Here is a 24080-nt window from a genome sequence, read left to right as displayed (position 1 = left end):
CCCATCCGACCGAGGTGTACTGGAACATCGCGAGGCCGTCGCCGACCTTCGCGCCCTCGCCCCTGATCAGCGTCTGCGCGACGGTCTTGGTCGGAGCCGCGCCGTCGGGGATGATGATGCCGGGCTGCCCGCCCGGAGCCCGCACGACGCTGGGCAGCCCCTGGGCGTCGTTGAAGACGTCGGCGCCGGTGGCCTTGGGAAGCAGGACCTCTTGGAGGTCGACGATGCCGACCAGGCTGTCGTCGGCGCTCATGCCCACCTGCTCGGCGAGGCCCTGCGGAAGGTTCTTGGCGGGAACCGCGAATGCGACGCGGCTGCCCTGGGTCGCGCACTGCAGCGCGTCGCCGAGACCCGCGAACTGCTGGTCCAGGTTCTTCGGCGACCAGACGCCGGCACCGTTCTGCAGCACCTGGCCGTTCGCGCCGTTGAGGAACGTGATCGTTCCGACCACGTTCTGCTCGGACTCGGTCACGGCCAGACCGTGACCGGTGATGAGGTCGTCCAAGAGAACCTTCGAAGTGCGCACCGGCGTGGTGAGTGCGACCTGCGCCGCGCCGAGGTCGCCGGTGACCTTCATCGCGTTCGTCAGCAGCGCCGAGTCGCCGCGCTCGCATCCCGCACTGGATCCCGGCGCGGTGGAGCACCCGGTCAGGGCGATGGCGGACAGGGCGAGGGCCGAGATGGCTGCGGTCGTTTTACGCACGCGCCCCAGTCTATTCCGATGCCGCGTCTGCCTCGCGCGACGTGGCCGCTTCACGAGCACCCGCGGCCGCCTTCTGCGCGTCGCGCACCCGCTTGCGCAGATTCTTGTCCGTGATCTCGCGATCGCCGACGGCTCCGGGCGTCCACAGCTCGACGTCGGCATCCGTGTAACTGCTCTTGGAAGCCCGGCGGCGCACCTCGGGAGGCACCGCACCGGGTGCGAGCCGCCTGGCGGTGATGAGGAAGCCCGTGTGCGCGACCATCCGGTGATCGGGCCGCACTGCCAGCCCCTCCACGTGCCAGCCGCGCACCATCGTCTCGGATGCGTCCGGTTCGGTGAACAGACCCGTCCCCCGCAGGTACTCCGCCACGCGGGAGAGCTGGGTGGCCGTCGCGACGTAACAGATCACCACGCCACCGGCGGTGAGCGCATCGGCGACCGCGTCCAGGCACTCCCAGGGCGCGAGCATGTCCAGGACCACGCGGTCGACGGTTCCCGACTCGAACTGCGCGGGCAACTGCTCGGCGAGATCGCCGACCACCACGTTCCAGGTGTCGGGGACCTCGCCGAAGAAGGTCTCCACATTGGCCCTCGCCACCTCGGCGAAGTCCTCCCGGCGTTCGAACGAGGTCAGACTCCCGTCGGTGCCGATGGCGCGCAGCAGGGCGAGGGAGAGCGCCCCCGATCCGACACCGGCCTCGACGACCACCGCACCGGGGAAAACATCGGCCTGCATGACGATCTGCGCGGAGTCCTTCGGATAGACGATCGCGGCGCCGCGGGGCATCGACATGGCGAAGTCGCGCAGCAGCGGCCGCAGCGCGAGGTAGTCGTGCCCGAGGCTGTTCACGACCACGGAGCCGTCCGGACTGCCGATGAGCCGGTCGTGCCCGAGCACTCCGTGCTGGGTGTGCAGCTCGCCGCCGTCGCGCAGCGTGATGGTGTGCATCCGTCCCTTGGAATCGGTCAATTGCACGCGGTCGCCGACACGGAACGGTCCGCTGGGTCTCTGGGCGGTCATCGGGTGATCTCCTTCGAGAAGCGCACATGCAGATCGACGATATCTGCGGCCGTGCGGCCCGCCAGCGACGGCCACAGCTCGTGCGCACCTGCGTCGTCCAGGGACACGATGTGCGGCACGCCCAGGGTGACCGCCCCGGCGGCGCGGCCGGCGGCGAGCCCCGTCGGCGAATCCTCGATCACCACGGCATCCGCGATGTCGACGCTCAGCAGCTCCGCCGCGCTCAGATAGGCGTCCGGGAACGGCTTCGGCCGCGCCACGTCGTCGCCGGCGATGACCAGGTCGAACGCCGTGAAATCGATGAGACCCACCACCTCCAGCGCCATCCGGCGCATCGACATGGTCACCAGGGCAGAGCGGATGCCGTCGGCGCGGAGATCCGCGAGCAGCTCGCGCGCACCGGGGCGGAACGGCACGCCATCGGTGCGCAGCCTGAGGGCCACGGCATCGGTGAGGTGGTCCACGATGGCCTGCGGCTCCATGTCGACGCCGTACCTGCGCAGCACGAGGGCACTGTCGATCAGTCCGTTGCCGACCAGCTGCAGCGCGTCCTCATGCGTCCAGGTGCCGCCGTACGACTCCACCAGCAGCGTCTCCGCCTGCATCCAGTACGGTTCGGTGTCGACGAGTGTTCCGTCCATGTCCCACAGGACCGCGCTGGGCTTCATGCTCACCCGACCATGCTAGCCGGGAGCCGACGCGGGCACGGCCCTGGGGCTAGCCTTGATGAATGGCCTCGCGGCATCCGCTCGCGGGCGCACAGGAAGGGGAACGGTGGACGTTCTCGGCTCACGAATCATCGTCGCCGCCTTCGACGGCTGGAACGACGCCGGCGAAGCCGCCAGCGGCGCCATCGGCGCGCTCCGCGACTCCGGCGAGTTCGAGGCCGTGCACGCCGTCGATCCCGAGCTGTACTTCGACTACCAGTACACGCGTCCGTCCTCACGCGTGGATGGCGAGGGACGTCGAGTGCTGAACTGGCCGGATGCCACGCTGTGGCGGCCGCTGAACGCGGCAGAGGGCCCGGAGCTGTGGCTGCTGACCGGCTCGGAGCCGGCGCGGGCCTGGCAGGCCTTCGCCACCGAGTTCATCGATGTGGCGCTGCGCGAGGACATCACGGGGTTCATCACGATCGGGGCGATGCTCTCGGACGTGCCGCACACGCGGCCCATCTCGATCTTCGCGGCGAGCCAGAACGATCGCGTACGCGAGGCGCACGGCCTGGAGAAGTCGACGTACGAGGGACCCGTCGGCATTCTCAGCGTCTTCGAGCACTTCGCGGAGCAGGCGGGCATCCCCACCGCCAGTCTGTGGGCCAGCGTGCCGCATTACGTGGCCACCGCCGCCCCCTCGCCCAAGGCGACGCTGGCCCTGCTGGACCGGCTCGAGGAGCTCACCGGCGTGGGCCCGGCCAGAGAGCACCTGCGCACCGAGGCCGCCGCCTGGGAGGCGTCCATCGATGCCGCTGCCGCGGAGGACGAGGACATGACCGAGTACATCCGCCAGCTGGAGCGCACGCGCGACACATGGGACTCCCCCGACGCATCCGGCGACGCCATCGCGCAAGCCTTCGAGCGCTACCTGCGTCGCCGCGGCGACGGCCCCGACAAGAAGTGAGTCAGCGCGGCGAGAGCACGCCCATCGACAGCAGCACGATCAGCGCCGCGCCGAGCAGTACGCGGTAGATCACGAACGGCAGGAAGCTGCGCTTGGAGATCCAGTTCATGAAGAACGCGATCACGCCCAGCGCGACCACGAAGGCGATGCCGGTGGCGGCGAAGGTCTCGCCCAGACTGAAGTACTGCCCGGCATCCCGCCCATGCTTGAACAGCTGGTAGAAGCCGCTGCCGAAGACCGCGGGGATCGCCAGCAGGAACGCGTAGCGCGCTGCCGCCTCGCGGGAGTAGCCGAGGAACAGCCCCATGGTGATCGTGCCGCCGGAACGGGACACGCCGGGCACCAGGGCGAAGGCCTGCGCCACGCCGTAGGCGATGCCGTGCGGGTAGGTGAGCTCGTCGAGCCTGCGGCGCTTCGCCCCCACGTAGTCGGCGATGCCCAGCAGCAGCCCGAATCCGATCAGCATGATCGCGACGATCCACAGGGACCGCAGCGTGGTCTCGATCCTGTCCTGGAAAAGCAGTCCCAGTACGACGATGGGGATGCTGCCGATGATGATCAGCCAGCCCATCTTCGCGTCGGGATCGTCGCGGGGCGCCTTGCCGGTCAGCGATCGGAACCACTGCCCGATGATGCGCACGATATCGCGCCAGAAGAACACGACCACGGCCGCCTCGGTGCCGATCTGGGTGATGGCGGTGAAGGCCGCGCCGGGGTCCTCGCCCGACGGCAGCAGCGCGCCCACGATGCGCAGGTGCGCACTGGAGGAGATCGGCAGGAACTCGGTGAGTCCCTGGATGACGCCGAGGAAGAGCGCTTCGAGCAGGTTCATGCGGTGCTTTCTGAGGGTGTGGAGCGGACGTGTGGCGGCGTCGGATGCCGGTCAGCAGGCGCTCAGCAGATCGGCCAGCACGCGCTGCCCGAAGACAAGTGATTCTACGGGCACGCGCTCGTCGACGCCGTGGAACATTCCCGTGAAGTCCAGATCGGCGGGGAGCCGCAGCGGGGCGAACCCGTAGCCGGTGATGCCGATCGAGGCCAGCGCCTTGTTGTCGGTTCCCGCGCCCAGCAGGTACGGGATGACCGGAACGCCGGGGTCATGGCGGCCGAGGGAGGACACCATGGCGTCCACCAGATCCCCCTCGAACGGCGTCTCCATGCCGATGTCGCGCACGACCGTCTCGATGCGGATGCCGTCGCCCACGATGCGCTGCAGCTCGGCGAGCACGTCGTCCTCCGTGCCGGGGATCACGCGCACATCGATGATCGCCTCCGCGGTCCCCGGGATGACGTTGTGCTTGTAGCCCGCGTTCAGCATCGTGGGGTTGGCGGTGGTGCGGAACGTGGAGCGCAGGAAGGCCTCGGCGGGGCCGGCGGCTGCGGCCAGGGCATCCGGATCGTCGGCGGGACGGCCCGTGAGGTCGCTGAGTCCCTGCAGCAGTGCCCGCGTGGTGGATGTCAGCCGAATGGGCCAGCGCGTCCGGCCGATGGCCGCAACGGCCTCGGAGAGCCGGGTGATGGCGTTCTCCTCGTGGTAGCGGCTGCCGTGCCCTGCGCGCCCGTTCGCCACCAGCCTCAGCCACATCAGGGCCTTCTCACCCACCTGCAGCAGGTAGGCGCGGTGGTCGTCCACGGTGATGGAGTAGCCGCCGACCTCGCTGATGGCCTCGGTCGCGCCCGCGAACCACTCCGGCCGATCCCGGACCACCAGCGCGGAGCCCTCCACGCCGCCGTTCTCCTCGTCGGCGAAGAACGTCAGGATCAAGTCGCGCTCGGGCTGCTTCCCGACGCGCAGCAGGTCTCCGACGGCGGTGAGGATCATGGCGTCCATGTTCTTCATGTCCACGGCGCCGCGGCCCCACAGCATCCCGTCGCGGATGACGCCCTCGAACGGGTCGACGCTCCAGTCGGCCGCGACCGCGGGGACGACGTCGAGGTGCCCGTGCACGACCAGTGCGGGGCGATCGGGGTTGCAGCCGGGCACTCTCGCCATGACGTTGGTGCGCCGGGGCACGGGCTCGTAGAACTCGGGCTTCAGGCCGAGCGATGCCAGATGCTCCCCGACGTACTCGGCCGCCTCCCGCTCGCCGTTGGACCTTCCTCCGCCGTAGTTGGAGGTGTCGATGCGGATCAGGTCGCGCGCGATCCGCGCGACCTCGGGCAGGGACGAATCGGACATGCCCCCAGGCTACCGATCCGGGGGCCACGCCCGGGCGGGAGGTCGGTTCGTGACGGCATCCGGTCCGTGCTAGAGTCATTCTTCGGTCGGCAACGGCCGCCCATCACCTGCGCGGGTGGCGGAATAGGTAGACGCGCTAGCTTGAGGTGCTAGTGCCCGCATAGGGCGTAGGGGTTCAAGTCCCCTCTCGCGCACAGAGCGAAGGCCCGGATCCGGAGGGATCCGGGCCTTCGTCGTCTGCGAGGGCACCGGGTGCTCAGACCGCGCCGCCGCCGAACACCAGGCCCAGCACGTACGTGATCGCTGCGGCGCCGAAGCCGATCACCAGCTGGCGCAGGGCTCGCTTCAGGGGCGGGCCGCCGGAGAGGATGCCGACCATGGCGCCCGTGCACAGCAGGGCGATGCCCACGAGGATCAGCGCCACGATGATCGCGGTGACGCCGGTGAGGCCGAAGATCCACGGCAGCACGGGGATGACGGCTCCGGATGCGAACAGCAGGAAGCTGGAGATCGCGGCGGTCCAGTCGCTCCCGACGATCTCGTGATCGTCGGGGATGCCGATGGGTCCGGTGGCCTCGCGGCGGATGCCCGCCTGCGCGGCGCGCACCACGCGCCCCGCGCGGGCCAGCGACTCGTCCTCGCTCATGCCGCGGGCGCGGTAGACCAGCGCCAGCTCATTCGCATCGATGTCCAGATCGCCGGCGGTCTCGTCGGCATCGGCGCTCTCCTCCGTGGCCGCCAGCAGTTCGCGCTGCGACCGGACGGAGACGAACTCCCCGGCGCCCATCGACAGCGCGCCGGCCAGCAGACCCGCGATACCGCTGAACAGCACGAGCCCGGAGCCGACGCCGGTCGCACCGATGCCGAGCACCAGCGCCAGGTTGGAGACCAGGCCGTCGTTCGCGCCGAACACCGCCGCGCGGAACGAGCCGGACAGGCGTCGGCGCCCTCGTGCTGCCAGACCGCGGACCACTTCGTGATGCACCTTCTCGTCGGCGCGCATGGCGGGCGTCGCGAACTTCTCCGCATCGTAGGGTGATCTCGCCTCGGCGCTCTGCGCGAGTGCCAGCACGAAGATCGACCCGAACCGGCCGGCCATCCAGCCCAGCATCCGGGAGCGCAGGCCGGCCTTCGGGAGCCTCGCGGGCTCCTCTCCGCCGAGCAGTTCCAGCCAGTGCTGCTCATGTCTCTTCTCCGCCTCGGCGAGAGAGAGCAGGATGTCGCGCTCCTCCCCCTCGCGACGCGCGGCGAGACGCGAGTACACCGCTCCCTCCGCACGTTCCTCGACCAGATAGCGGGCCCACTGCCTGCGGTCCGCAGCAGTGTGATGGGCGGGGGTCGTCATGCATCCTCCGTGGGTAGATCAGCATTCAACGCTATCGAGCGCGTGCGGCCTCACCCGCGTCAGAACGCGGATTGACAGGATTTCGGATGCCCTAACGCGAGCCGTCGACCCTTCGACGGGTTCAGTGGCCCAGCAGCCCGGGGACCCGGCCGTTCAGGGGCCCAGCAGCCCGGCGACCCGGCCGTCAGGTGCGGACGCGCTTGCGAAGCAGGTCGATGCGCGCCTGCAGCTGCGCGACCGTGGCCTGTGCCACTGCAGGTCCGCCGCACAGCCTGCGCAACTCGGCGTGCACGGCGCCGTGCGGTTCGCCGCTCTGGCGGGCGTAGAGCCCCACCAGGCTGTTCAGCAGCTGCCGCTGCTCGCGCAGCGTGCGGTGCAGGGGGGCAGGGAGCGTCGTGGTGACCGCAGGCGTGGCGGCCTCGCGCGCCTGGCGGAGCTTGGACTGCCTGGCCTGACGCTGCATGAGCAGCTCGTGCACGTGCTCGGGTTCGAGCAGGCCGGGGAAGCCGATGAACTCCTCCTCCTCGGGGGTGCCCGGCTCGGCGAGCTGCCCGAACTCCTGCCCCTCGAACACGACGCGATCGAAGTGCGCCAGCGAGGAGATGGCCTGGTAGCTGAATTCCTGCGTGAGGGCGTCGGAGGCCTCCTCCTCGCGGTTGGCGGCCTCCAGCAGCGAGTCCTCGAGACCGTCCTCGTCCTTGCCGCGCCGATCCAGCGCGTGATCGCGCTGCTTCTCCATCTCGTTCGCGAGCGTCATCAGCACCGGCACGTTGGGCAGGAACACGCTTGCCGCCTCGCCACGGCGTCGGGCGCGCACGAAGCGTCCGATGGCCTGGGCGAAGAACAGCGGGGTGGAGGACGAGGTGGCGTACACGCCCACGGCCAGCCGCGGCACATCCACGCCCTCGGAGACCATGCGCACGGCCACCATCCAGCGGCGGGTGCTTCCGCTGAACCTGTCGATGCGGTCGGATGCCGACGCGTCATCGGAGAGCACGACGGTGGCCTGCTCGCCCGTCAGGCTGTGCAGGATCTTCGCGTAGGCACGGGCGACGGTCTGATCCGTCGCCAGGACCAGCCCGCCGGCGTCCGGCACGTGACGCCTGATCTCGGTGAGCCGGCGGTCGGCCGCGGAGAGCACCGCGGGCATCCACTCCCCCTCCGGATCCAGAGCCGTGCGCCAGGCCTGCGAGGTGACGTCCTTGGTGTTGTCCTGCCCGAGATGCGCCTCGAGCTCGTCTCCCGCGCTGGTGCGCCATCGCATCTTGCCGGAGTACATGTGGAACAGCACGGGGCGGACCACGCCGTCGGCGAGGGCGCGGCCGTAGCCGTAGCTGTAGTCGGTGCACGAGACGCGGGCACCCGACTCATCGGGCAGGTACTCGACGAACGGGATGGGCGCGGTGTCGCTGCGGAACGGCGTGCCCGAGAGCAGCAGCCGGCGCTTGGCGGGGGCGTACGCGTCTCGGATGGCGTCGCCCCAGCTGAGCGCGTCACCGCCGTGGTGCACCTCGTCGAGGATGACCAGGGTGTTCGCATCCTCGGTGAGGTGCCGGTGCACGCTGGAGCGCGCGGCGACCTGCGCGTACGTGACGACCACGCCGTGGTACTGGCGAGACGGCGCCCAGTGGCTGTTGCGGAAGCGGGGATCCAGACGGATGCTGACTCGCGCCGCCGCGTCGGCCCACTGCGTCTTCAGGTGCTCGGTGGGCGCGACCACGATGATGCGGTCGACCTCGCCCATGCGCATGAGCTCGACGGCCAGCGTCAGGGCGAATGTGGTCTTGCCTGCGCCCGGGGTCGCCGCGACGAGGAAGTCGCGCTTGTCGGCCAGGTTGTAGGCCTCCAGCGCCTCGCGCTGCCATGCCCTCAACTTGTCCGCCGTCCCCCACGGGGCACGCTGAGGGAAGGACGGAGAGAGCATCGGTTCAACGATAATCCAGCCCGCCGACATCGGTCGGCGTCCGAGCGCAGATCCGCGAGTAGGCTCTCTCAGGCGCCCGCACCCCGGGCACCCGGATTGCCGAAGGAGAACCCGATGGTCGACCAGGATTCGTCCCGCACCCCGTTCGTGGTCAACGAGGGCCCGCACCCGTGGCGCCGATTCGTCGCGGTGGGCGATTCCTTCACCGAGGGCGTCGGCGATCCCGCTCCCGGCCTGCCCGGCGCACTGCGCGGCTGGGCCGACCGCGTCGCCGAGGTGCTCGCCCAGGACGTCGACGACTTCGCCTACGCGAACCTGGCCGTGCGCGGCAAGCTCATCGCGCAGATCGTGGCCGACCAGATCGAGCCGGCCGTCGCGCTGAACCCCGACCTGATCTCGATCTGCGCCGGAGGAAACGACGTCATCCGACCGGGAACCGACCCGGACGACATCGCCGTGCAGTTGGAGGATGCCGTGGCCCGGCTCTCCTCGACGGGTGCCGCGGTGGTGCTCTTCACCGGCATCGACACGGGATTCACGCCGGTGTTCCGGCCGTTCCGCGGCAAGGTCGCGATCTACAACGAGAACGTGCGCGCCATCGCCGAGCGGCACGACTGCATCGTCGCCGACCAGTGGGCGCTGAAGGTGGTGCAGGATTCCCGGTTCTTCGACGACGACCGGCTGCACTACAACGCGCTCGGACACCACGAGGTGGCTCGCATGGTGCTGCGCGCCCTGAACGTGCCCAACGACCTGCAGGCCATGCAGCCGGACCCGATCCCGCAGCGCACCTGGCGCGAGGCCCGCAGAGAGGACATCGGCTGGGCGCGCGAGCACTTCGCGCCGTGGGTGCTGCGCCGGCTGCGCCACCAGTCCTCGGGCGACCACATCGAGGCCAAGCGCCCGATCCCGACCCCGGTGCATCTGCCCGGCGCCGAGGGCTGACGGCTCAGCGCGTGGCGTAGAACGCCACCGCCGACGCCGCGGCGACGTTCAGCGAGTCCACGCCGCCCATCATCGGTATGGTCACCCGCCGGTCCAGCATCCGGTCGGTCTCAGGCCGGATGCCGTCGCCCTCGGTTCCCAGCACGAGGGCCAGCCGCTGGTGGTCCTCGGCCACCAGCTCGTCGAGTTCGACGGCACCCTCCCCCAGCGTCATGCCGGCCACGACGAAGCCGGCGTCCTGCAGCTCGCGGATGCCGTCGGGCCAGCTCTCCAGGCGCGTCCACGGCACCTGGAACACCGTGCCCATCGAGACCCGTACGGAGCGCCGGTAGAGCGGGTCGGCGCATCGCGGAGCGACCAGCACCGCATCCAGCCCGAGAGCCGCGGCAGAGCGGAACACGGCGCCGACGTTGGTGTGATCGGTGAGCCCCTCCAGCACGGCGATGCGGGCGCGCCCGGGCACTGCCCGCAGCAGCTCTGCCACAGCCGGCAGCGACGGACGGTGCATGGCGGCCAGCGGGCCGCGGTGGATCGCGAAGCCCGTGACCTGCTCGGCGACGTCGGCGGAGGCGACGTACACGGGAGCATCCGCATCGCCGATCGCCTCGGCCACGGCATCCAGCCATTTCTCCTGTGTGAGCACCGACCGCGGGCGGTGCCCGGCCTGCACGGCTCGCGTGATGACCTTCGCGGATTCGGCCATGTACAGCCCGCCGGAGGGCTCCTGCACGCGTCGCAGCGCGACATCGGTGAGCGAGCGGTAGTCGTCCAGCCGATGATCGGATGCAGCGGAGATCGAGATGGTGTGCACACCTCCACTCTGGCAGGGTGACGCGTCACTTCGACTCGCTGCACTCGCTCAGCGCACGCGATGAGCCAGGCGGCCCTGGTGCCGGCGTTCTCGTAGACTTCAGAGAGTGACGGGCATCGAGCACGCGGTCGAGCTGCTGAGGGATCGCCGCGTGGCGGTGCTGACCGGTGCAGGGATCTCCACGGACTCGGGCATCCCCGCCTATCGCGGCGTCGGAGCCCGCACCCGAGCGAATCCGATGACCATCCAGACGTATCTGGCCGATGAGGACGCCCGCCGCCGCTACTGGCTGGGTGGCCACCTGGGCTGGCTGGCGTTCGCCGCACCAGACCCCAATGAGGGGCACCTCGCGCTGGCGCGGATGGAGCAGGCGGGCGTGGTCAGCGGCATCGTCACGCAGAACGTCGACGGGCTGCACCTGCGGGCCGGCAGCGCGCGCGTGGTGGAGATCCACGGCACCATGCACCGCACGCTGTGCCTGGACTGCGGCCAGGTGTTCGACCGTCGCGCGATCGCGGAGCAGCTGGAGATGCTGAACCCGTGGGTGCGCAAGCCCGAGAACATCGAGCTGAACCCCGACGGCGATGTGACGCCCGAGAGCACAGAGGGATTCGTGATCCCGCCGTGCACGGTGTGCAGCGGGATGCTGAAGCCCGAGGTGGTGTTCTTCGGCGAGTTCGTCCCGCCGGCGCGCTTCCGCGCCGCCGAATCGGTCGTCAATGCGGCCGATGCGCTGCTGGTGGCAGGCACCTCGCTGACGGTCAACTCCGGCATCCGGATCATCGAGCGCGCCAGGCGCCGTGGCATCCCACTGGTGATCGTCAATCGCGAGCCGACCAGGGCGGACTCGTGGGCGGATGCCGTCATCGAGGGCGGCACGTCGCCGGTGCTGAGCGCTCTCGCAGGTGCCCTCGCGTAGGGTCGAGGGGTGACTCTTCTCACGCTCGTGCGCCACGGCCAGACCGACTGGAACCTGGCGCGACGCATTCAGGGCGCGACCGACATCCCCCTCAACGAGACCGGCCGCGCTGACGCCCGCACGGCGGCGGAGGCGCTGCGCGGCGGCGACTACGACGCCATCTACGCCAGCCCGCTCGTGCGCGCACGGGAGACCGCGCAGATCATCGCCAGGGAGCTCTCGCTGCCCGAGCCGGTGCTCACCCGCGGCATGCGGGAACGCGAGTTCGGCGTGGCCGAGGGCACCGAGGTCGCGGACTACATCGCCAGGTACGGCGGCTGGAGCTCCGAGGTTCCCGGTGCGGAGAGCCTGGAAGCCGTGTGCGAACGCGCGATGGACTCACTCGATCGCATCGCACGTGCCGCTCGCCGTCGTTCCGCACCCCGGGCCGAATCGCTCATCGTCGTCACCCACGGGGGCGTGATCCGCGCCCTGCTCATGCATGCCTCCGGCGGCACGCTGCCGCGGGAGGGCGACGCACTGCGCAACGGCTCCGTGCACCGCTTCGTGGCCGAGCGCGGCACGCTGCGGCCGTTGGAGCCCATCGCCGGCTGACGCAACCCCGTGCTCAGGCGCGTGCCAGCAGGGCCCTCGCATGTCGCAGCACGGGCTCGTCGACCATGCGGCCGTCGAAGCGGAACACGCCGTGCTCCCCCTCCGCGGCGGCCAGCACCGCGCGCGCCCACTCCACGGCGGCAGGGTCGGGACGGTACGCGTCGCGGATCACCGCGACCTGCTTCGGATGGATGCACGCCGTGGCGCGGAAGCCCGAGGCCACGGCATCCGCCGCTTCCGCAGCGAGACCGTCGAGGTCGTCCATGTCCAGGTGCACCGCGTCGATGGCGGCCTTCCCGTGCGCGGCGGCGGCGATCAGCACCGTGGAGCGCGCGTGGCGGGCCACGTCGCGGTAGCGCCCATCAGCGAACCGACTGGCTGTGCCGCCGATCGACGCCACCAGATCCTCCGCGCCCCACATCAGCGCCGCCACGCGCGGATGCGCGGCGATATCACCGGCGTTCTGCACGCCGGCTGCGGTCTCGCACAGCGCCAGCAGCGCGTACGACTCGTCGAAGGCGTCCAACGTCGCCGGGTTCTCGACCTTGGCGACCATCACCGTGCGGAACGCCGTGCGGGCGACGGCGTCGAGATCCGCGGCGAAGTGAGCGGATGCCGGGTCGTTGACCCGCACGATCACGCGAGCCGGATCCACATCGGCCGCGAGGATGTTCTCGCGCGCCCGGGCCTTGGCATCCGGCAGCACCGCGTCCTCGAGGTCGAGGATCACGGCATCCGCCTTGGACAGCGCTCCTGCGAAGCGCTCCGGCCGGTCCGCCGGGCAGAACAGCAGCGCGGGGCCCAGGTCGAAGCTCACTTCTCCCCCTCGGGCAGGCAGTGCATGAGCGCAACCCGGGTGGCCTTCGCGACCACCACCCCGTCCTGGTTGCGGCCGGTGTGCGCGATCGTCACGATCCCCTGCCCCGGGCGCGAGGCCGACAGGCGCTTCTCGGTGATCAGGCTCTCGGTGTACAGCGTGTCGCCGTGGAACACGGGATGCGGGAAGCTGATGTCGCTGAGTCCCAGCTGCGCCACCAGTGTGCCCTGGGTCAGCTGCGCGACCGACGCCCCGACCATGGTCGACAGCGTCCACATGGAGTTCATCAGGCGCTGCCCGAACGGCTGCTGGGCATCCGAGAACGCCGCATCCAGATGCAGCGACTGCGTGTTCATGGTCAGCGTCGTGAACAGCACGTTGTCGGCCTCGGTGGCCGTGCGTCCCGGACGGTGCAGGTAGCGGGCGCCGAGCTCGAACTCCTCGAAGTACAGCCCGCGCTGGACGATGTCGGTCATGATCGCACCCTACGCGAGGCCCAGAGCGCGCGCGATGACCAGCAGCTGCACCTCGGTGGTGCCCTCGCCGATCTCCAGGATCTTCGAGTCGCGGTAGTGCCTGGCGACCGAATACTCGTTCATGAAGCCGTTGCCGCCGAAGATCTGCGTCGCGTCGCGGGCGTTGTCCATGGCGGCGTCGCCCGAGACGAGCTTGGCGATCGCGGCCTCCTCGCCGAAGGGCAGCCCTGCGTCGCGCAGGCGCGCGGCGTGGTGCCACGCCAGGCGGGCGGTGTGCACGCGGGCGCGCATGCGGGCCAGGGTGAACTGCGCGTTCTGGCGGGTGCTGAGCGCGGCGCCGAAGATCGTGCGCTTCTTGGCGTAATCCACGGCCGCCTCCAGGCACCCCTCCGCAGCGCCCGTGGAGAGCGCGGCGATGGCGATGCGGCCCTCGTCGAGGATGCTGAGGAAGTTCTTGAACCCGCGTCCGCGCTCGCCGAGCAGGTTCCGCTCCGGCACCCGCACGCCGTCGAGCGTCAGCGGGTGCGTGTCGGACGCGTGCCACCCGACCTTGTCGTATGCGGGCTCGACGGTGAAGCCCGGCGTGCCGTTCGGCACGATGATCGTCGAGATCTCCTTGCGACCCCCGTGCTCACCGGTGACGGCGGTGACGGTCACGAAGCGCGTGATGGCGGTGCCGGAGTTGGTGATGAACTGCTTGGACCCATCGATCACCCACTCGCCGTCCTCCAGCCGCGCGCGGGTGCGCGTGGCACCGGCATCACTGCCTGCCTCGGGCTCGGTCAGGCCGAAACCTGCGAGGTGCTCGGCGCTCAGCAGCGAGGGCAGGTACTCCTGCTTCTGCTCCTCGGTACCGAAGCGGTAGATCGGCATGGCGCCCAGGCTCACGCCCGCCTCGAGCGTGATGGCGATGGACTGGTCCACGCGAGCCAGGCCTTCGATGGCCAGGCCCAGTGCCATGTAGTCGCCGCCCTGTCCGCCGTACTCCTCGGAGAACGGCAGGCCGAACAGGCCCAGTTCGCCCATCTGGCGCACGACGTCGAGGTTGAGGGTGTGGGTGCGGTCGGCCTCGTAGGCCTGCGGCGCCACCACCTGGTCGGCGAAGTCGCGCACCATGGCGGCCAGTTCGCGCTGCTCCTCGTTGAGCCCGGTAGGGCTGAGGTCGTCGGTCATGCTGTCTCCTGTTCGCTGACGCGGGCGACCGGTTGATCGCGCCGCACCTGATCGCCGACGGCGACCAGCAGATGCACCGTGCCGTCATGCGGCGCGCGCACCGGATGCTCCATCTTCATCGCTTCGATCGAGACGAGCGGGTCGCCCTCGTGGACCTGCTGGCCCTCGGTGACGTGCACCGCCACCACGGACCCCGGCATGGGCGCACGGCCCTCGGGATCGCGGGGACCCGCGGCGCGCTCGCTCGCCGCCAGGCGATGCTGCATGCGCTCCCGACGCGAGAGCGGGTGCAGACGCAGCGTGAGCCCTCCCTCGGACGCCCACACGTCGCCGTCGGCATCCGCGAGAGCCGGAATGCGGTGCGTGTACGCGGCGGGGGCTTCGAGGAGCTCGCCGTCGTCGGTGAGGAACGACGTGCGCGGCAGCGCCTGCGGGGTGCCCAGCCGCCAGCCCGGAAGGGCGTGCCACAGGGCTCCGGCCCCCGCCGGTCGTGCACGGGCCACGGCATGCGCGGCGGACGCCAGCATCCCTGCGGTCGGATGCTGCGCTGCCAGCGGCATCATGGTCTCGATCAGCCCGGTGTCCAGGTCTCCGGCGAGCACGCGCTCGTGCGTGACCAGGCTGCGCAGGAAGGCGATGTTGGTCTCGACTCCCAGCACGACCGTGCGTCCGAGCGCGGCATCCAGCCGGCGCAGCGCCGTCTCCCGATCAGGCCCTGTGGCGATGACCTTCGCGATCATCGGATCGTAGAACCCGGTGACCTCGGAGCCCGTCTCCACCGCCGCGTCCACCCGCACGCCGCGTGGCTCCTCGAACAGCAGCACCCGCCCGGTCGAGGGCAGGAAGCCGCGCTCCGGCGACTCCGCGTACACGCGGGCCTCCACGGCGTGCCCGCGCACGGCCGGCGGCTCGGGGAGCTCGCCGCCGGCGGCCGCGAGCAGCTGCAGCGCCACCAGGTCCAGCCCCGTGACCTCCTCGGTCACCGGGTGCTCGACCTGCAGGCGCGTGTTCATCTCGATGAAGAAGACGTCGTCGACATTGTCGGCCTCGACGAGGAACTCGACGGTGCCGGCGCCGACGTAGTCCACGCTCCGGCCGGCGGCGATGGCCGCGGCGAACAGCCGCTGCCGCACGGCATCGGGCAGGTGGGCTGCCGGAGCCTCCTCGATGACCTTCTGGTGGCGGCGCTGCAGGGTGCACTCCCGCTCCCCCAGGGCGATGACGGTGCCGTGCGTGTCGCCGAGGATCTGCACCTCGATGTGCCGCGGGCGCTGCACGAGGCGCTCCAGCACCAGCGAGTCATCGCCGAATGCGGCCTTCGCCACGCGCCGCGCGGTGGCCAGGGCTCCGGCGAGCTCGTCACCGGATCGGACGACCTCCATGCCCTTGCCGCCGCCGCCCGCGCTGGGCTTGACGAGCAGCGGGTAGCCGACCGCGTCGGCGTGGACGCGGATCTGCTCATCATCCATGCCGTCGGCGTTGAAGCCGGGGACGATGGGCACGCCCGCGGCGGCGACGTGGTCGCGTGCGCGGGCCTTGTCACCCATGATCTCCAGCGCCTGCACGCCGGGTCCGATGAAGACGATCCCCGCCTCGTCGCAGGCCTGCGCGAGCTCTGCGCTCTCGGACAGGAAGCCGTAGCCGGGGTGGATGGCCTGGGCGCCGGACTCGCGCGCTGCAGCGATGATGGCATCCACCCGCAGGTAGGAGTCGGCGGCGGCCGAGCCACCGATCCACACGGCATCATCCGCCTCGCGCACATGGGGGGCGCCGGCATCCGCATCGCTGTAGACGGCGACGCTGCGGATGCCGAGCTCGCGCAGCGTGCGGATGACGCGACGGGCGATCTCGCCGCGGTTGGCGACCAGGACTGACTCGAACCCGCGGGCAGGCTCAGGGATCCATGTATTCATTGGACTCACATCCGGAAGAGGCCGAAGCGGGGCTCGGGAAGCGGGCTGCGGGACACGACGTCGAGCGCGAGGCCCAGCAGGTCGCGGGTCTGGTCGGGGTCGACGATGCCGTCGTCCCACAGGCGGGCGGTGGCGTAGTACGGCTCGCCCTGATCCTCGTACTGGGCGCGGATCGGAGCCTCGAACTCGGTGCGGTCCTCGGGTGTCCACGTCTGGCCGCGGCGCTCGAGCTGCTCCTCCTTGACGGTGGCCAGGACGGATGCCGCCTGCGGGCCTCCCATCACCGAGATGCGGCTGGCCGGCCAGCTCCACAGGAATCGCGGCGAGTACGCCCGCCCGCACATGGAGTAGTTCCCCGCCCCGAAGGATCCGCCGATGATCACGGTGAGCTTGGGCACGCGGGTGGTCGCGACGGCGGTCACCATCTTGGCGCCGTCCTTCGCGATCCCGCCGGCCTCGGCGTCGCGCCCGACCATGAAGCCGGTGATGTTCTGCAGGAACAGCAGCGGGATGCCGCGCTGGTCGCAGAGCTCGATGAAGTGCGCGCCCTTCAGCGCGGACTCGCCGAACAGCACGCCGTTGTTGGCGACGATGCCGATCGGATGGCCGTGCAGCACCGCGAAGCCGGTGACGAGCGTGGTGCCGTACTCGGGCTTGAACTCCGCGAAGCTGTCCGCGTCGATGAGGCGGTCGATGACCTCGTGCACGTCGTAGGCGGCGTTCACGTCGACGGGCACGACGTCGTACAGGCTGCCGGTCTGCGCGGCGGGTCTCGACGCGACGACGTCCCACGCGGGGGCCGCGGGCCTCGGCAGCGTGGCCACGATGTCGCGCAGGATCTCCAGCGCGTGCTCGTCGTCCTCGGCCAGGTGGTCGACGACTCCGGAGCGACGGGCGTGCAGCTCGCCGCCGCCGAGCTCCTCCGCCGTGACGACCTCGCCGATGGCGGCCTTCACCAGCGGCGGGCCGCCGAGGAAGATCGTGCCCTGGTTGCGCACGATCACCGTCTCATCGCTCATGGCAGGGACGTACGCCCCGCCTGCCGTGCAGGAGCCCAGCACGGCCGCCAGCTGAGGGATGCCCTCCGCCGACATGCGCGCCTGGTTGAAGAAGATGCGGCCGAAGTGGTCGCGATCCGGGAACACCTCGTCCTGCTTGGGCAGGAACGCCCCGCCGGAGTCGACCAGGTACAGGCAGGGCAGCCGGTTCTCGAGCGCGATCTCCTGGGCCCGCAGGTGCTTCTTGACCGTGAGGGGGAAGTACGTGCCGCCCTTGACCGTGGGATCGTTGCAGACGATCATGACGTGGCGTCCGTGCACCAGGCCGATGCCGGCGATCACCCCGGCGCCCGGCGCCACGTCGTCGTACATGCCGTTCGCCGCCAGAGGCGCGATCTCGATGAACGGGCTCCCCTCGTCCAGCAGCCGGGCCACCCGGTCCCGCGGGAGCATCTTGCCGCGCGACACGTGCCGTTCGCGCGATCGCTCCGGTCCGCCGAGCGCGGACTCGGCGATCCGCTCGCGCAGCTCGCTCGCCAGTTCCTGCTGGGTGAGAGCCATCGTGGGTCCTCCTCGACTCACATCAGTACTGATATTTCGCACTGAATTGGTTAGTGTTCACTAACCGGACAATTCAGGTTAGCGAGGATTAACCGAAATGACAACGCCTGGTACCGCCCGAGACCGAGCCAAAGCCGAACGCACTGATGCGATCCTCTCCGCCGCCGCGGAGCTGTTCGCCGCGCGAGGCTACTCCGGTGTGAGCCTGGAGGACATCGGCACCGCCGTGGGGGTGTCGGGGCCCGCGGTCTACCGCCATTTCGCAGGCAAGCAGGCGCTGCTGGGGGCACTGCTGATCGGGGTGAGCGAACGCCTGGTCTCGGGCGGACTCGACGTGGTATCCGGCACGGATCCCGGGATGGAACGGATGCGCGCCCTCGTGCAGTTCCATGTCGCCTTCGCCATCGGCAACGCCGACGTCATCCGCGTGCAGGACAGGGATCTCCCCCACCTCGGCGACGACGGCCGCGCTGACGTGCGCCGCCTGCAGCGCGCCTACATCGAGCTGTGGATCGACACGCTCGATGCGCTCGTCGACGAGGGACGTGATGCGCTGCGACTGCGCGTGCAGGCCTGCTTCGGGCTGCTGAACTCCACGCCGCACAGCACCAGCTCCACACAGCGCGCCCACGACGACACCACGCACCTGCTGACGGCGATGGCGATGGCCGCGCTGCTGGCCGTGGACTGAGCGGATCCGGGGAACGAGCAGCGCCCGATCCCCGGCATCCGCTCAGAACAGCATCGCGCGGCCGGGCTGCTCCAGCAGGTCGGCGACGTCCTTGAGGAACCTGGAGCCTTCGGCGCCGTCCACGAGGCGGTGGTCGAACGAGACGCTCAGCGTCAGCATCTGGCGCAGCGCGATCTCGCCCCTGTACTCGGCCGGCTGCCGACGCACGGCGCCGACCGCCAGGATGCCGGACTGCCCCGGCGGGAGGATCGGAGTGCCGGCGTCGATTCCGAACACGCCGATGTTGGTGATGGAGAAGTTGCCTCCCACGAGGTCCGCCGGGCTGGTCTTGCCGGAGCGCGCAACCTGCGTGAGCTGCGTGAGCGCATCCGCGATGCCGGCCAGCGAGAGCCGCTCGGCGTCGCGGATGATCGGCACGATGAGCCCACGATCCGTGGCCGCGGCGATGCCGAGATCCACATAGTGGTTCTCGATGATCTCCTGCGCGGCCTCGTCCCACGTCGCATTGAGCGAGGGGTTGCGGCCGAGCGCCAGGCACACGGCCTTGGCCACCAGCACCAGCAGGCCGATGCGGTGCTCGGAGAGCGACCTGTCGGCGCGCAGCTGATCGATGAGCTCCATCGTGGCGGTCACGTCGACCGTATGGAAGCACGTGACGTGCGGCGCGGTGAAGGCGCTGCTCACCATCGCGGCAGCCGTGGCCCTGCGCACGCCCTTGATCGGCGTGCGAGTCTGCGCACGATCACCTCGAGATGCCGCCGGCGGGGACGCCGGAACGGTCACGGCGGGAGCGGATGCCGTCGCCGCGGCCGCTGCGGCTCCGACGCGATCGGCGTAGGCGTCCACGTCCTCGCGGGTGATGACCCGGTCGCCGACCTCAGCGGCGATCAGCACCAGGTCCACACCGCGTCGCTTGGCGTACGCGCGCACCGGAGGGGTCGAGCGCGGGCGCTCCCCCAGCACGGGTTCGGCGGGCGCCGGCGGCAGGGCGTCGTGCGGTGCGGCCTGGATCACTGCCGCCTCAGCGGCCGCAGCCGTGGCCGCGGAAGACGCACCACGACGCGCTCGACGCGCAGGGCGGCCCGACGACGCGGGTGCCGCACCATAGCCGACGAGGTTCGGCTGCGCCTTCTCCTCAGCATCAGGTGCCTGTGCCTTCTCCTCCGCGGCGCCGGCCACGTCGAAGGCGATCAGCGGCGATCCGACGGCGACCATGTCACCGGCTTCGGCGTGCAGCGTGGAGACGGTGCCCTCGTATGGCGAGGGCAGCTCGACGACGGCCTTGGCGGTCTCGACCTCGGCGAGCGTCTGATTCAGCGCGACGGAGTCTCCGGGACTCACCATCCACTGCACGATCTCCGCCTCGGTGAGACCCTCCCCCAGGTCGGGCAGATGGAACTCGGCGATCACAGCTGCACCCCCTTCATACCGCTGATGCTGCTCGGCCGGTCGAGCACGCGGTCGACCGCGTCCAGGATCCTGTCGAGATCGGGAAGGTGGAACTTCTCCAGCTTGGCGGGCGGATACGGGATGTCGTGACCCGTGACGCGCACGGGTGCGGACTCCAGGTACTCGAAGCAGAACTCCGTGATGCTGGCGATGACCTCGGCGGCGACGCCGGCCTCACGGGAGGCCTCGTGCGCGACCACCACGCGTCCGGTGCGGCGCACCGATGCCGTGACGGTCTCGTAGTCCACGGGCGAGAGCGAGCGCAGGTCGATGACCTCGAGCGAGATCCCCTCGTCCTCGGCGGCGGCGGCGGCGTCCAGGGCCGTGCGCACCATGGCGCCGTAGGTGATGACCGTGGCATCCGTGCCCGCCCGCACGACCTTGGCGAGGCCCATCGGCGGGGCGTCGGCCAGTGGCGCCTCCAGGTCGACATCGCCCTTGTGGTGGTACAGCCGCTTCGGCTCGAAGAACAGCACGGGGTCGTCGCAGGCGATGGCCTGCCGCAGGCACCGATAGGCGTCCTGCGGGTCGGACACCGCGATCACGCGAAGCCCCGCGGTGTGCACGAAGTACGCCTCGGGCGACTCGGAGTGGTGCTCGGCCGCGCCGATGCCGCCCGCCCACGGCACGCGGATCGTGATCGGCATCCTGACCCGGCCCTGCGTGCGGTAGTGCAGCTTGGCGACCTGCGACACGATCTGGTCGAAGGCGGGGTAGATGAACCCGTCGAACTGGATCTCGACCACGGGACGGTAGCCGCGGAACGCCAGGCCCACGGCGGTGCCGACGATGCCGGACTCCGCCAGCGGCGTGTCGATGACGCGCTTGGCGCCGAACTCGTCCAGCAGCCCGTCGGTGATGCGGAACACGCCGCCGAGCGTGCCGATGTCCTCGCCGAGGAGCACGACCCTGTCGTCGTCCTTCATGGCGCGGCGCAGTCCCGCGTTGAGGGCCTTGCCCAATGTCATCTGCGTCATCTCAGGCCTCCTCGAATGTCGCGAGGTACGCGGCGTACTCGTCGCGCTCGCGCTCGAGGCCGGAATGCGGCTCGGCGTACACGCGATCGAAGACCGCCATGGCCGGACGCGTCACCATGCCCAGGCACGCGGCGCGCATCTCGCGCGCCATCTCGTCGGCCTGCGCCTGCACGGCGTCCAGGTGCTCCTGCGACAGCTCGCCGGCCGCGCGCAGGTGCGCCTCCAGACGTGCGATGGGATCGCGACGGCGCCACTGCTCCAGCTCCGCGTCGCTGCGGTAGCGCTTGGGGTCGTCGGCTGTGGTGTGCGGGCCCATCCGGTAGGTGACGGCCTCGAGGTAGGCGGGTCCCTTTCCTGAGCGCGCGTGCTCGAGAGCCCAGCGCATGGCCGCCAGGCAGGCCAGCACGTCGTTCCCGTCCACGCGCAGGCTCGGGATGCCGAACCCGGGGGCGCGACCGGCCAGCGGGAACTGCGACTGCAGTCCGACGGGCTCGGAGATCGCCCAATGGTTGTTCTGGCAGACGAACACGACCGGAGCGCGGTAGGACGCGGCGAAGACCATGGCCTCGTTCACGTCGCCCTGGCTGGTCGCCCCGTCGCCGAAGTACGTCACCGCCACGTCGTCGGCGCCGTCGTGCTTGATGCCGAGCGCGTAGCCGACGGCGTGCAGCGTCTGCGCGCCGATGATGATCTGCAGCGGTGCGATGCCGAGCTCGGCCGGGTCGTAGGCCGCGCCCTCCTCGCCGCGCCACATCCGCACGTAGTCGCCGGGCTGCGCGCCGCGGCTGTACATCACACCGGTCTCCCGGTAGCTGGGGAACACGAAGTCGCGCCGCTGGAGGGCACGGCCTGTGCCGATCTGCGCGGCCTCCTGGCCGTTGCAGGGCGCCCAGAGCCCGAGCTGGCCCTGGCGCTGGAGCGCGATGCCCTCGGCGTCGATGCGACGCAGCACGACCATGTCGCGATGCAGATCGCGCAGTGTCTGGAAGTCGACGTCCTCGACGAACGGGTCGAGCTGCGGATTCGGCACCCTGGTGCCGTCCGGCGCGATGATGCGCTCCGTGAGCTCGAGATCGCTCTCGGTGTCGGCGATGGGTGTGTTGTGCGGTGACATCGGCGTCCTCCTGACGTGGGGCCCTTGTGGGGCGTGCACGGCCTCCCGACGGCTCCGTCGGGTTATCTCACAGGGTACGTCGACCTGACACCTCGCTCAAGCATGCCTGCGACGCTTGAGCATGTTGCGCAGAACATGCCCACACGCGCCTGATATCGTGTGGCAGTATGCCCGCCCTTGATCGTGTCGATCTCGAACTGCTCACCGCCCTCGCCGAAGATCCCCGCACCACCGTCGTGGCGCTCGCCGAGAGGCTGCGCCTGTCGCGCAACACCATCCAGGCGCGCATGGCCCGGTTGGAGACCACGGGCGTGTTCGAGTCCTACGAGCGCTCGTTCTCCACCGAGGTGCTGGGGTTTCCGCTGCAGGCCTTCATCAGCATCGGCGTGCGGCAGACCGAGCTGCCCCGGATCATCGCGGAACTGGCCCGCGTGCCTGAGGTCGTGCAGGCCCACGGCCTGAGCGGTTCGATCGACCTGCTGGCGCGCGTGGCGTGCCGCGACGCCCGACATCTCTTCGACACCGACGCGCGCATCCTCTCGATCGAGGGCGTCGAGCGCACCGAGACGTCCCTGGCCATGGGCGAAGTCATCCCGTTCCGCGTGGCGGGCCTCATCGGCCTCGCTCGACGGGAAGCCTGAGGAAGCGCCGGATCGCGCCGGCCGCCTCGGCGGGCGTCTCGTAGTGGATGAGGTGCCCGACGTCGGCGATCTCCACCAGCTCCGCATCCGGGAACATCGTCGCCAGCCGGCGCTCGGCCTCGATGGGTGTGATGTCGTCGCGCTGCGCGGCGATGAGCAGCGTGGGCACGTCGAGAACGCCCGCGAACGCGCGCACATCATGCGACACACTGGTGACGAACGCGTCGTGCAGCACGTCGCGGTCGGCGAAGCGCGAGAAATAGGTGTCATGCTGGTCGTGGATGAATCGCCGCAGCGCGGGATCCTTCGTCTTGGCCATCGCGATGCTCATCACGCGCACGATCAGCGGATGCCGCAGCAGCGCCGTCCCGATGCGCTCGGGCAGCCTCGCACCCAGTGAGTAGTACAGCACCGCCAGCCGAGTGAGAACACCCTTGGGCCCCTCCAGCGCCGGCGCCCCGATCGGGTTGATGAGGATCAGCTGCGGAGTCGCGAGCCCGCCGGCGACCGCCGCGGAGGCGACGATCGATCCGAACGAGTGGCCGAGGATCACGGCATCCGGCGCGACCGTCCTGGCGAATTCGGCGAGCCAGCCCGAGTACAGGCTCAGATCGTGCTCGCGACCGGGCACGGGCGGCGTCTCCCCGAAGCCCGGCAGATCCGGAGAGATCACGCGGATGCCGGGCAGGTACGCGACCACCGGCTCCAGGCCGTGATGCTCGCCCCGGAAGCCGTGCACGGCGATGACGGTCGGGACATCTTCGCCCTCAGGCCCGTAGACCCAGTAGGCGGTGGTCGATCCGAGCACCTGCACCTCACGCCGCCGCGTGGGGATCGTCGCAAGACGGGCGGCGTACGGCGAGGCTGCGGGCATGCCCGAGAGTCTACGGGAACGAATGTCGGTGACCGTCCTTATGTTCGAAGAAAGGAAAGGAGCCGACATGAGCACACTCACCGATCCCGCACCCGCCCTGCTCTGGGCGACCCCCGCGCTGCGCTCCCCCGCCGAGCACCTGGAGCGCGCAGGCGAGCGGCTCTGGCGCGTCCTGGACGCGCACGACGCCATCCGCGGGCACCTGCGCGTCGTCGCCGACCCGCTGGGCATCCGCTACCGCGCGGAGCGTCTGCAGCTGGCATCCGGCTCATTCCGCCTGGTCGGCGAGTTCTGGGACGCGAACGACGCCGTGGCCGCGCTGCGGTTCTGACTGCGGG

24 protein-coding genes and 1 tRNA gene are annotated in these 24080 nt (G+C 70.3%); 8 read left to right on the top strand and 17 right to left on the bottom strand.

Annotated elements, in window-relative coordinates; all coding sequences use genetic code 11:
* The 3 genes from WA967_RS13535 to WA967_RS13525 all read right to left on the bottom strand — a co-directional run.
* Positions 1-703: peptidylprolyl isomerase (locus WA967_RS13535; protein ID WP_424423569.1), on the bottom strand; the 703-nt coding region annotated here is incomplete at its 3' end.
* A 10-nt stretch (positions 704-713) separates the two neighbouring features.
* Positions 714-1724 (bottom strand): tRNA (adenine-N1)-methyltransferase, encoded by a 1011-nt coding sequence (locus tag WA967_RS13530; RefSeq protein ID WP_424423567.1) that lies wholly within the window; start codon positions 1722-1724, stop codon positions 714-716.
* Positions 1721-2392: an HAD family hydrolase gene (locus WA967_RS13525; RefSeq protein WP_424423574.1), complete on the bottom strand. Its 672-nt coding sequence runs from the start codon at positions 2390-2392 to the stop codon at positions 1721-1723. The genes WA967_RS13530 and WA967_RS13525 overlap by 4 nt, the downstream gene beginning before the upstream one ends.
* A gap of 106 nt (positions 2393-2498) precedes the next feature.
* Here WA967_RS13525 and WA967_RS13520 point away from each other — a divergent pair, with 106 nt between their 5' ends.
* Complete coding sequence (locus tag WA967_RS13520) at positions 2499-3341, top strand: PAC2 family protein (protein WP_424423564.1); 843 nt, start codon at positions 2499-2501, stop codon at positions 3339-3341.
* Position 3342: 1 nt separating this feature from the next.
* Here the strand turns inward: WA967_RS13520 and WA967_RS13515 are convergent, their stop codons facing one another.
* On the bottom strand, positions 3343-4173 hold the full coding sequence (locus WA967_RS13515; protein WP_424423562.1) for an undecaprenyl-diphosphate phosphatase: 831 nt from the start codon (positions 4171-4173) through the stop codon (positions 3343-3345).
* Between the two features lie 51 nt (positions 4174-4224).
* The gene (locus WA967_RS13510; RefSeq protein WP_424423559.1) at positions 4225-5520 is read right to left on the bottom strand and encodes a M20/M25/M40 family metallo-hydrolase; all 1296 of its coding nucleotides are present in this window, start codon (positions 5518-5520) and stop codon (positions 4225-4227) included.
* A gap of 109 nt (positions 5521-5629) precedes the next feature.
* On the opposite strand from WA967_RS13510, the gene WA967_RS13505 reads away from it, so the two are divergent.
* Positions 5630-5714 (top strand) — tRNA-Leu (locus WA967_RS13505).
* A gap of 62 nt (positions 5715-5776) precedes the next feature.
* Here the strand turns inward: WA967_RS13505 and WA967_RS13500 are convergent.
* Positions 5777-6865, bottom strand: coding sequence for a VIT1/CCC1 transporter family protein (locus tag WA967_RS13500; RefSeq protein WP_424423557.1), 1089 nt, complete (start codon positions 6863-6865; stop codon positions 5777-5779).
* 184 nt (positions 6866-7049) lie between these two features.
* A complete protein-coding gene (locus WA967_RS13495) occupies positions 7050-8819 on the bottom strand; it encodes a DEAD/DEAH box helicase (RefSeq protein WP_424423555.1) in 1770 nt (589 codons plus the stop codon).
* Between the two features lie 84 nt (positions 8820-8903).
* Between WA967_RS13495 and WA967_RS13490 the strand changes: the two genes are divergently transcribed.
* The gene (locus WA967_RS13490; RefSeq protein ID WP_424423552.1) at positions 8904-9734 is read left to right on the top strand and encodes an SGNH/GDSL hydrolase family protein; all 831 of its coding nucleotides are present in this window, start codon (positions 8904-8906) and stop codon (positions 9732-9734) included.
* A gap of 4 nt (positions 9735-9738) precedes the next feature.
* Here WA967_RS13490 and WA967_RS13485 read toward each other — a convergent pair whose 3' ends face one another.
* Positions 9739-10545 (bottom strand): TrmH family RNA methyltransferase, encoded by an 807-nt coding sequence (locus WA967_RS13485; RefSeq protein ID WP_424423549.1) that lies wholly within the window; start codon positions 10543-10545, stop codon positions 9739-9741.
* Between the two features lie 106 nt (positions 10546-10651).
* On the opposite strand from WA967_RS13485, the gene WA967_RS13480 reads away from it, so the two are divergent.
* Positions 10652-11464, top strand: coding sequence for a Sir2 family NAD-dependent protein deacetylase (locus WA967_RS13480; RefSeq protein ID WP_424423546.1), 813 nt, complete (start codon positions 10652-10654; stop codon positions 11462-11464).
* A 9-nt stretch (positions 11465-11473) separates the two neighbouring features.
* On the top strand, positions 11474-12058 hold the full coding sequence (locus WA967_RS13475) for a histidine phosphatase family protein (RefSeq protein ID WP_424423543.1): 585 nt from the start codon (positions 11474-11476) through the stop codon (positions 12056-12058).
* A 13-nt stretch (positions 12059-12071) separates the two neighbouring features.
* Here the strand turns inward: WA967_RS13475 and WA967_RS13470 are convergent, their stop codons facing one another.
* From WA967_RS13470 to WA967_RS13450, 5 genes are read right to left on the bottom strand one after another with little or no spacing between them, the layout of a single operon-like run.
* The gene (locus tag WA967_RS13470; RefSeq protein ID WP_424423541.1) at positions 12072-12875 is read right to left on the bottom strand and encodes an HpcH/HpaI aldolase/citrate lyase family protein; all 804 of its coding nucleotides are present in this window, start codon (positions 12873-12875) and stop codon (positions 12072-12074) included.
* Positions 12872-13351, bottom strand: a complete 480-nt coding sequence (locus WA967_RS13465; protein WP_424423538.1) for a MaoC family dehydratase — start codon at positions 13349-13351, stop codon at positions 12872-12874. Before WA967_RS13465 ends, WA967_RS13470 begins: the two co-directional genes overlap by 4 nt.
* A gap of 9 nt (positions 13352-13360) precedes the next feature.
* Positions 13361-14524, bottom strand: a complete 1164-nt coding sequence (locus tag WA967_RS13460; RefSeq protein WP_424423536.1) for an acyl-CoA dehydrogenase family protein — start codon at positions 14522-14524, stop codon at positions 13361-13363.
* Positions 14521-16437, bottom strand: coding sequence for an acetyl/propionyl/methylcrotonyl-CoA carboxylase subunit alpha (locus WA967_RS13455; protein WP_424423534.1), 1917 nt, complete (start codon positions 16435-16437; stop codon positions 14521-14523). Before WA967_RS13455 ends, WA967_RS13460 begins: the two co-directional genes overlap by 4 nt.
* A 5-nt stretch (positions 16438-16442) precedes the next feature.
* Positions 16443-17996 (bottom strand): carboxyl transferase domain-containing protein, encoded by a 1554-nt coding sequence (locus WA967_RS13450; protein ID WP_424423532.1) that lies wholly within the window; start codon positions 17994-17996, stop codon positions 16443-16445.
* Between the two features lie 97 nt (positions 17997-18093).
* On the opposite strand from WA967_RS13450, the gene WA967_RS13445 reads away from it, so the two are divergent.
* Positions 18094-18687 carry a TetR/AcrR family transcriptional regulator gene (locus WA967_RS13445; protein WP_424423529.1) on the top strand — a complete coding sequence of 198 codons (594 nt, stop codon included), beginning with the start codon at positions 18094-18096 and terminating at the stop codon, positions 18685-18687.
* A gap of 42 nt (positions 18688-18729) precedes the next feature.
* Here the strand turns inward: WA967_RS13445 and WA967_RS13440 are convergent, their stop codons facing one another.
* The 3 genes from WA967_RS13440 to pdhA are packed head-to-tail and all read right to left on the bottom strand — an operon-like array spanning position 18730 to position 22227.
* The gene (locus WA967_RS13440) at positions 18730-20097 is read right to left on the bottom strand and encodes a dihydrolipoamide acetyltransferase family protein (protein WP_424423526.1); all 1368 of its coding nucleotides are present in this window, start codon (positions 20095-20097) and stop codon (positions 18730-18732) included.
* Positions 20094-21113, bottom strand: coding sequence for an alpha-ketoacid dehydrogenase subunit beta (locus WA967_RS13435; RefSeq protein WP_424423523.1), 1020 nt, complete (start codon positions 21111-21113; stop codon positions 20094-20096). Before WA967_RS13435 ends, WA967_RS13440 begins: the two co-directional genes overlap by 4 nt.
* 1 nt (position 21114) lies before the next feature.
* Positions 21115-22227: a pyruvate dehydrogenase (acetyl-transferring) E1 component subunit alpha gene (gene pdhA, locus WA967_RS13430; RefSeq protein WP_424423521.1), complete on the bottom strand. Its 1113-nt coding sequence runs from the start codon at positions 22225-22227 to the stop codon at positions 21115-21117.
* A gap of 167 nt (positions 22228-22394) precedes the next feature.
* Here pdhA and WA967_RS13425 point away from each other — a divergent pair, with 167 nt between their 5' ends.
* Positions 22395-22868, top strand: coding sequence for an Lrp/AsnC family transcriptional regulator (locus WA967_RS13425; protein ID WP_424423518.1), 474 nt, complete (start codon positions 22395-22397; stop codon positions 22866-22868).
* Here WA967_RS13425 and WA967_RS13420 read toward each other — a convergent pair.
* Positions 22840-23742, bottom strand: a complete 903-nt coding sequence (locus tag WA967_RS13420) for an alpha/beta fold hydrolase (protein ID WP_424423515.1) — start codon at positions 23740-23742, stop codon at positions 22840-22842. The two genes, WA967_RS13425 and WA967_RS13420, sit on opposite strands and share 29 nt — an antisense overlap.
* 67 nt (positions 23743-23809) lie before the next feature.
* Here WA967_RS13420 and WA967_RS13415 point away from each other — a divergent pair, with 67 nt between their 5' ends.
* A complete protein-coding gene (locus WA967_RS13415; protein WP_424423513.1) occupies positions 23810-24073 on the top strand; it encodes a hypothetical protein in 264 nt (87 codons plus the stop codon).
* Positions 24074-24080 lie beyond the last annotated feature (7 nt).

It is taken from the genome of Microbacterium sp. (genome assembly GCF_049650565.1).
Taxonomy (GTDB): Bacteria; Actinomycetota; Actinomycetes; order Actinomycetales; family Microbacteriaceae; genus Microbacterium.
This window is presented reverse-complemented; position numbering and strand designations above follow the sequence as displayed.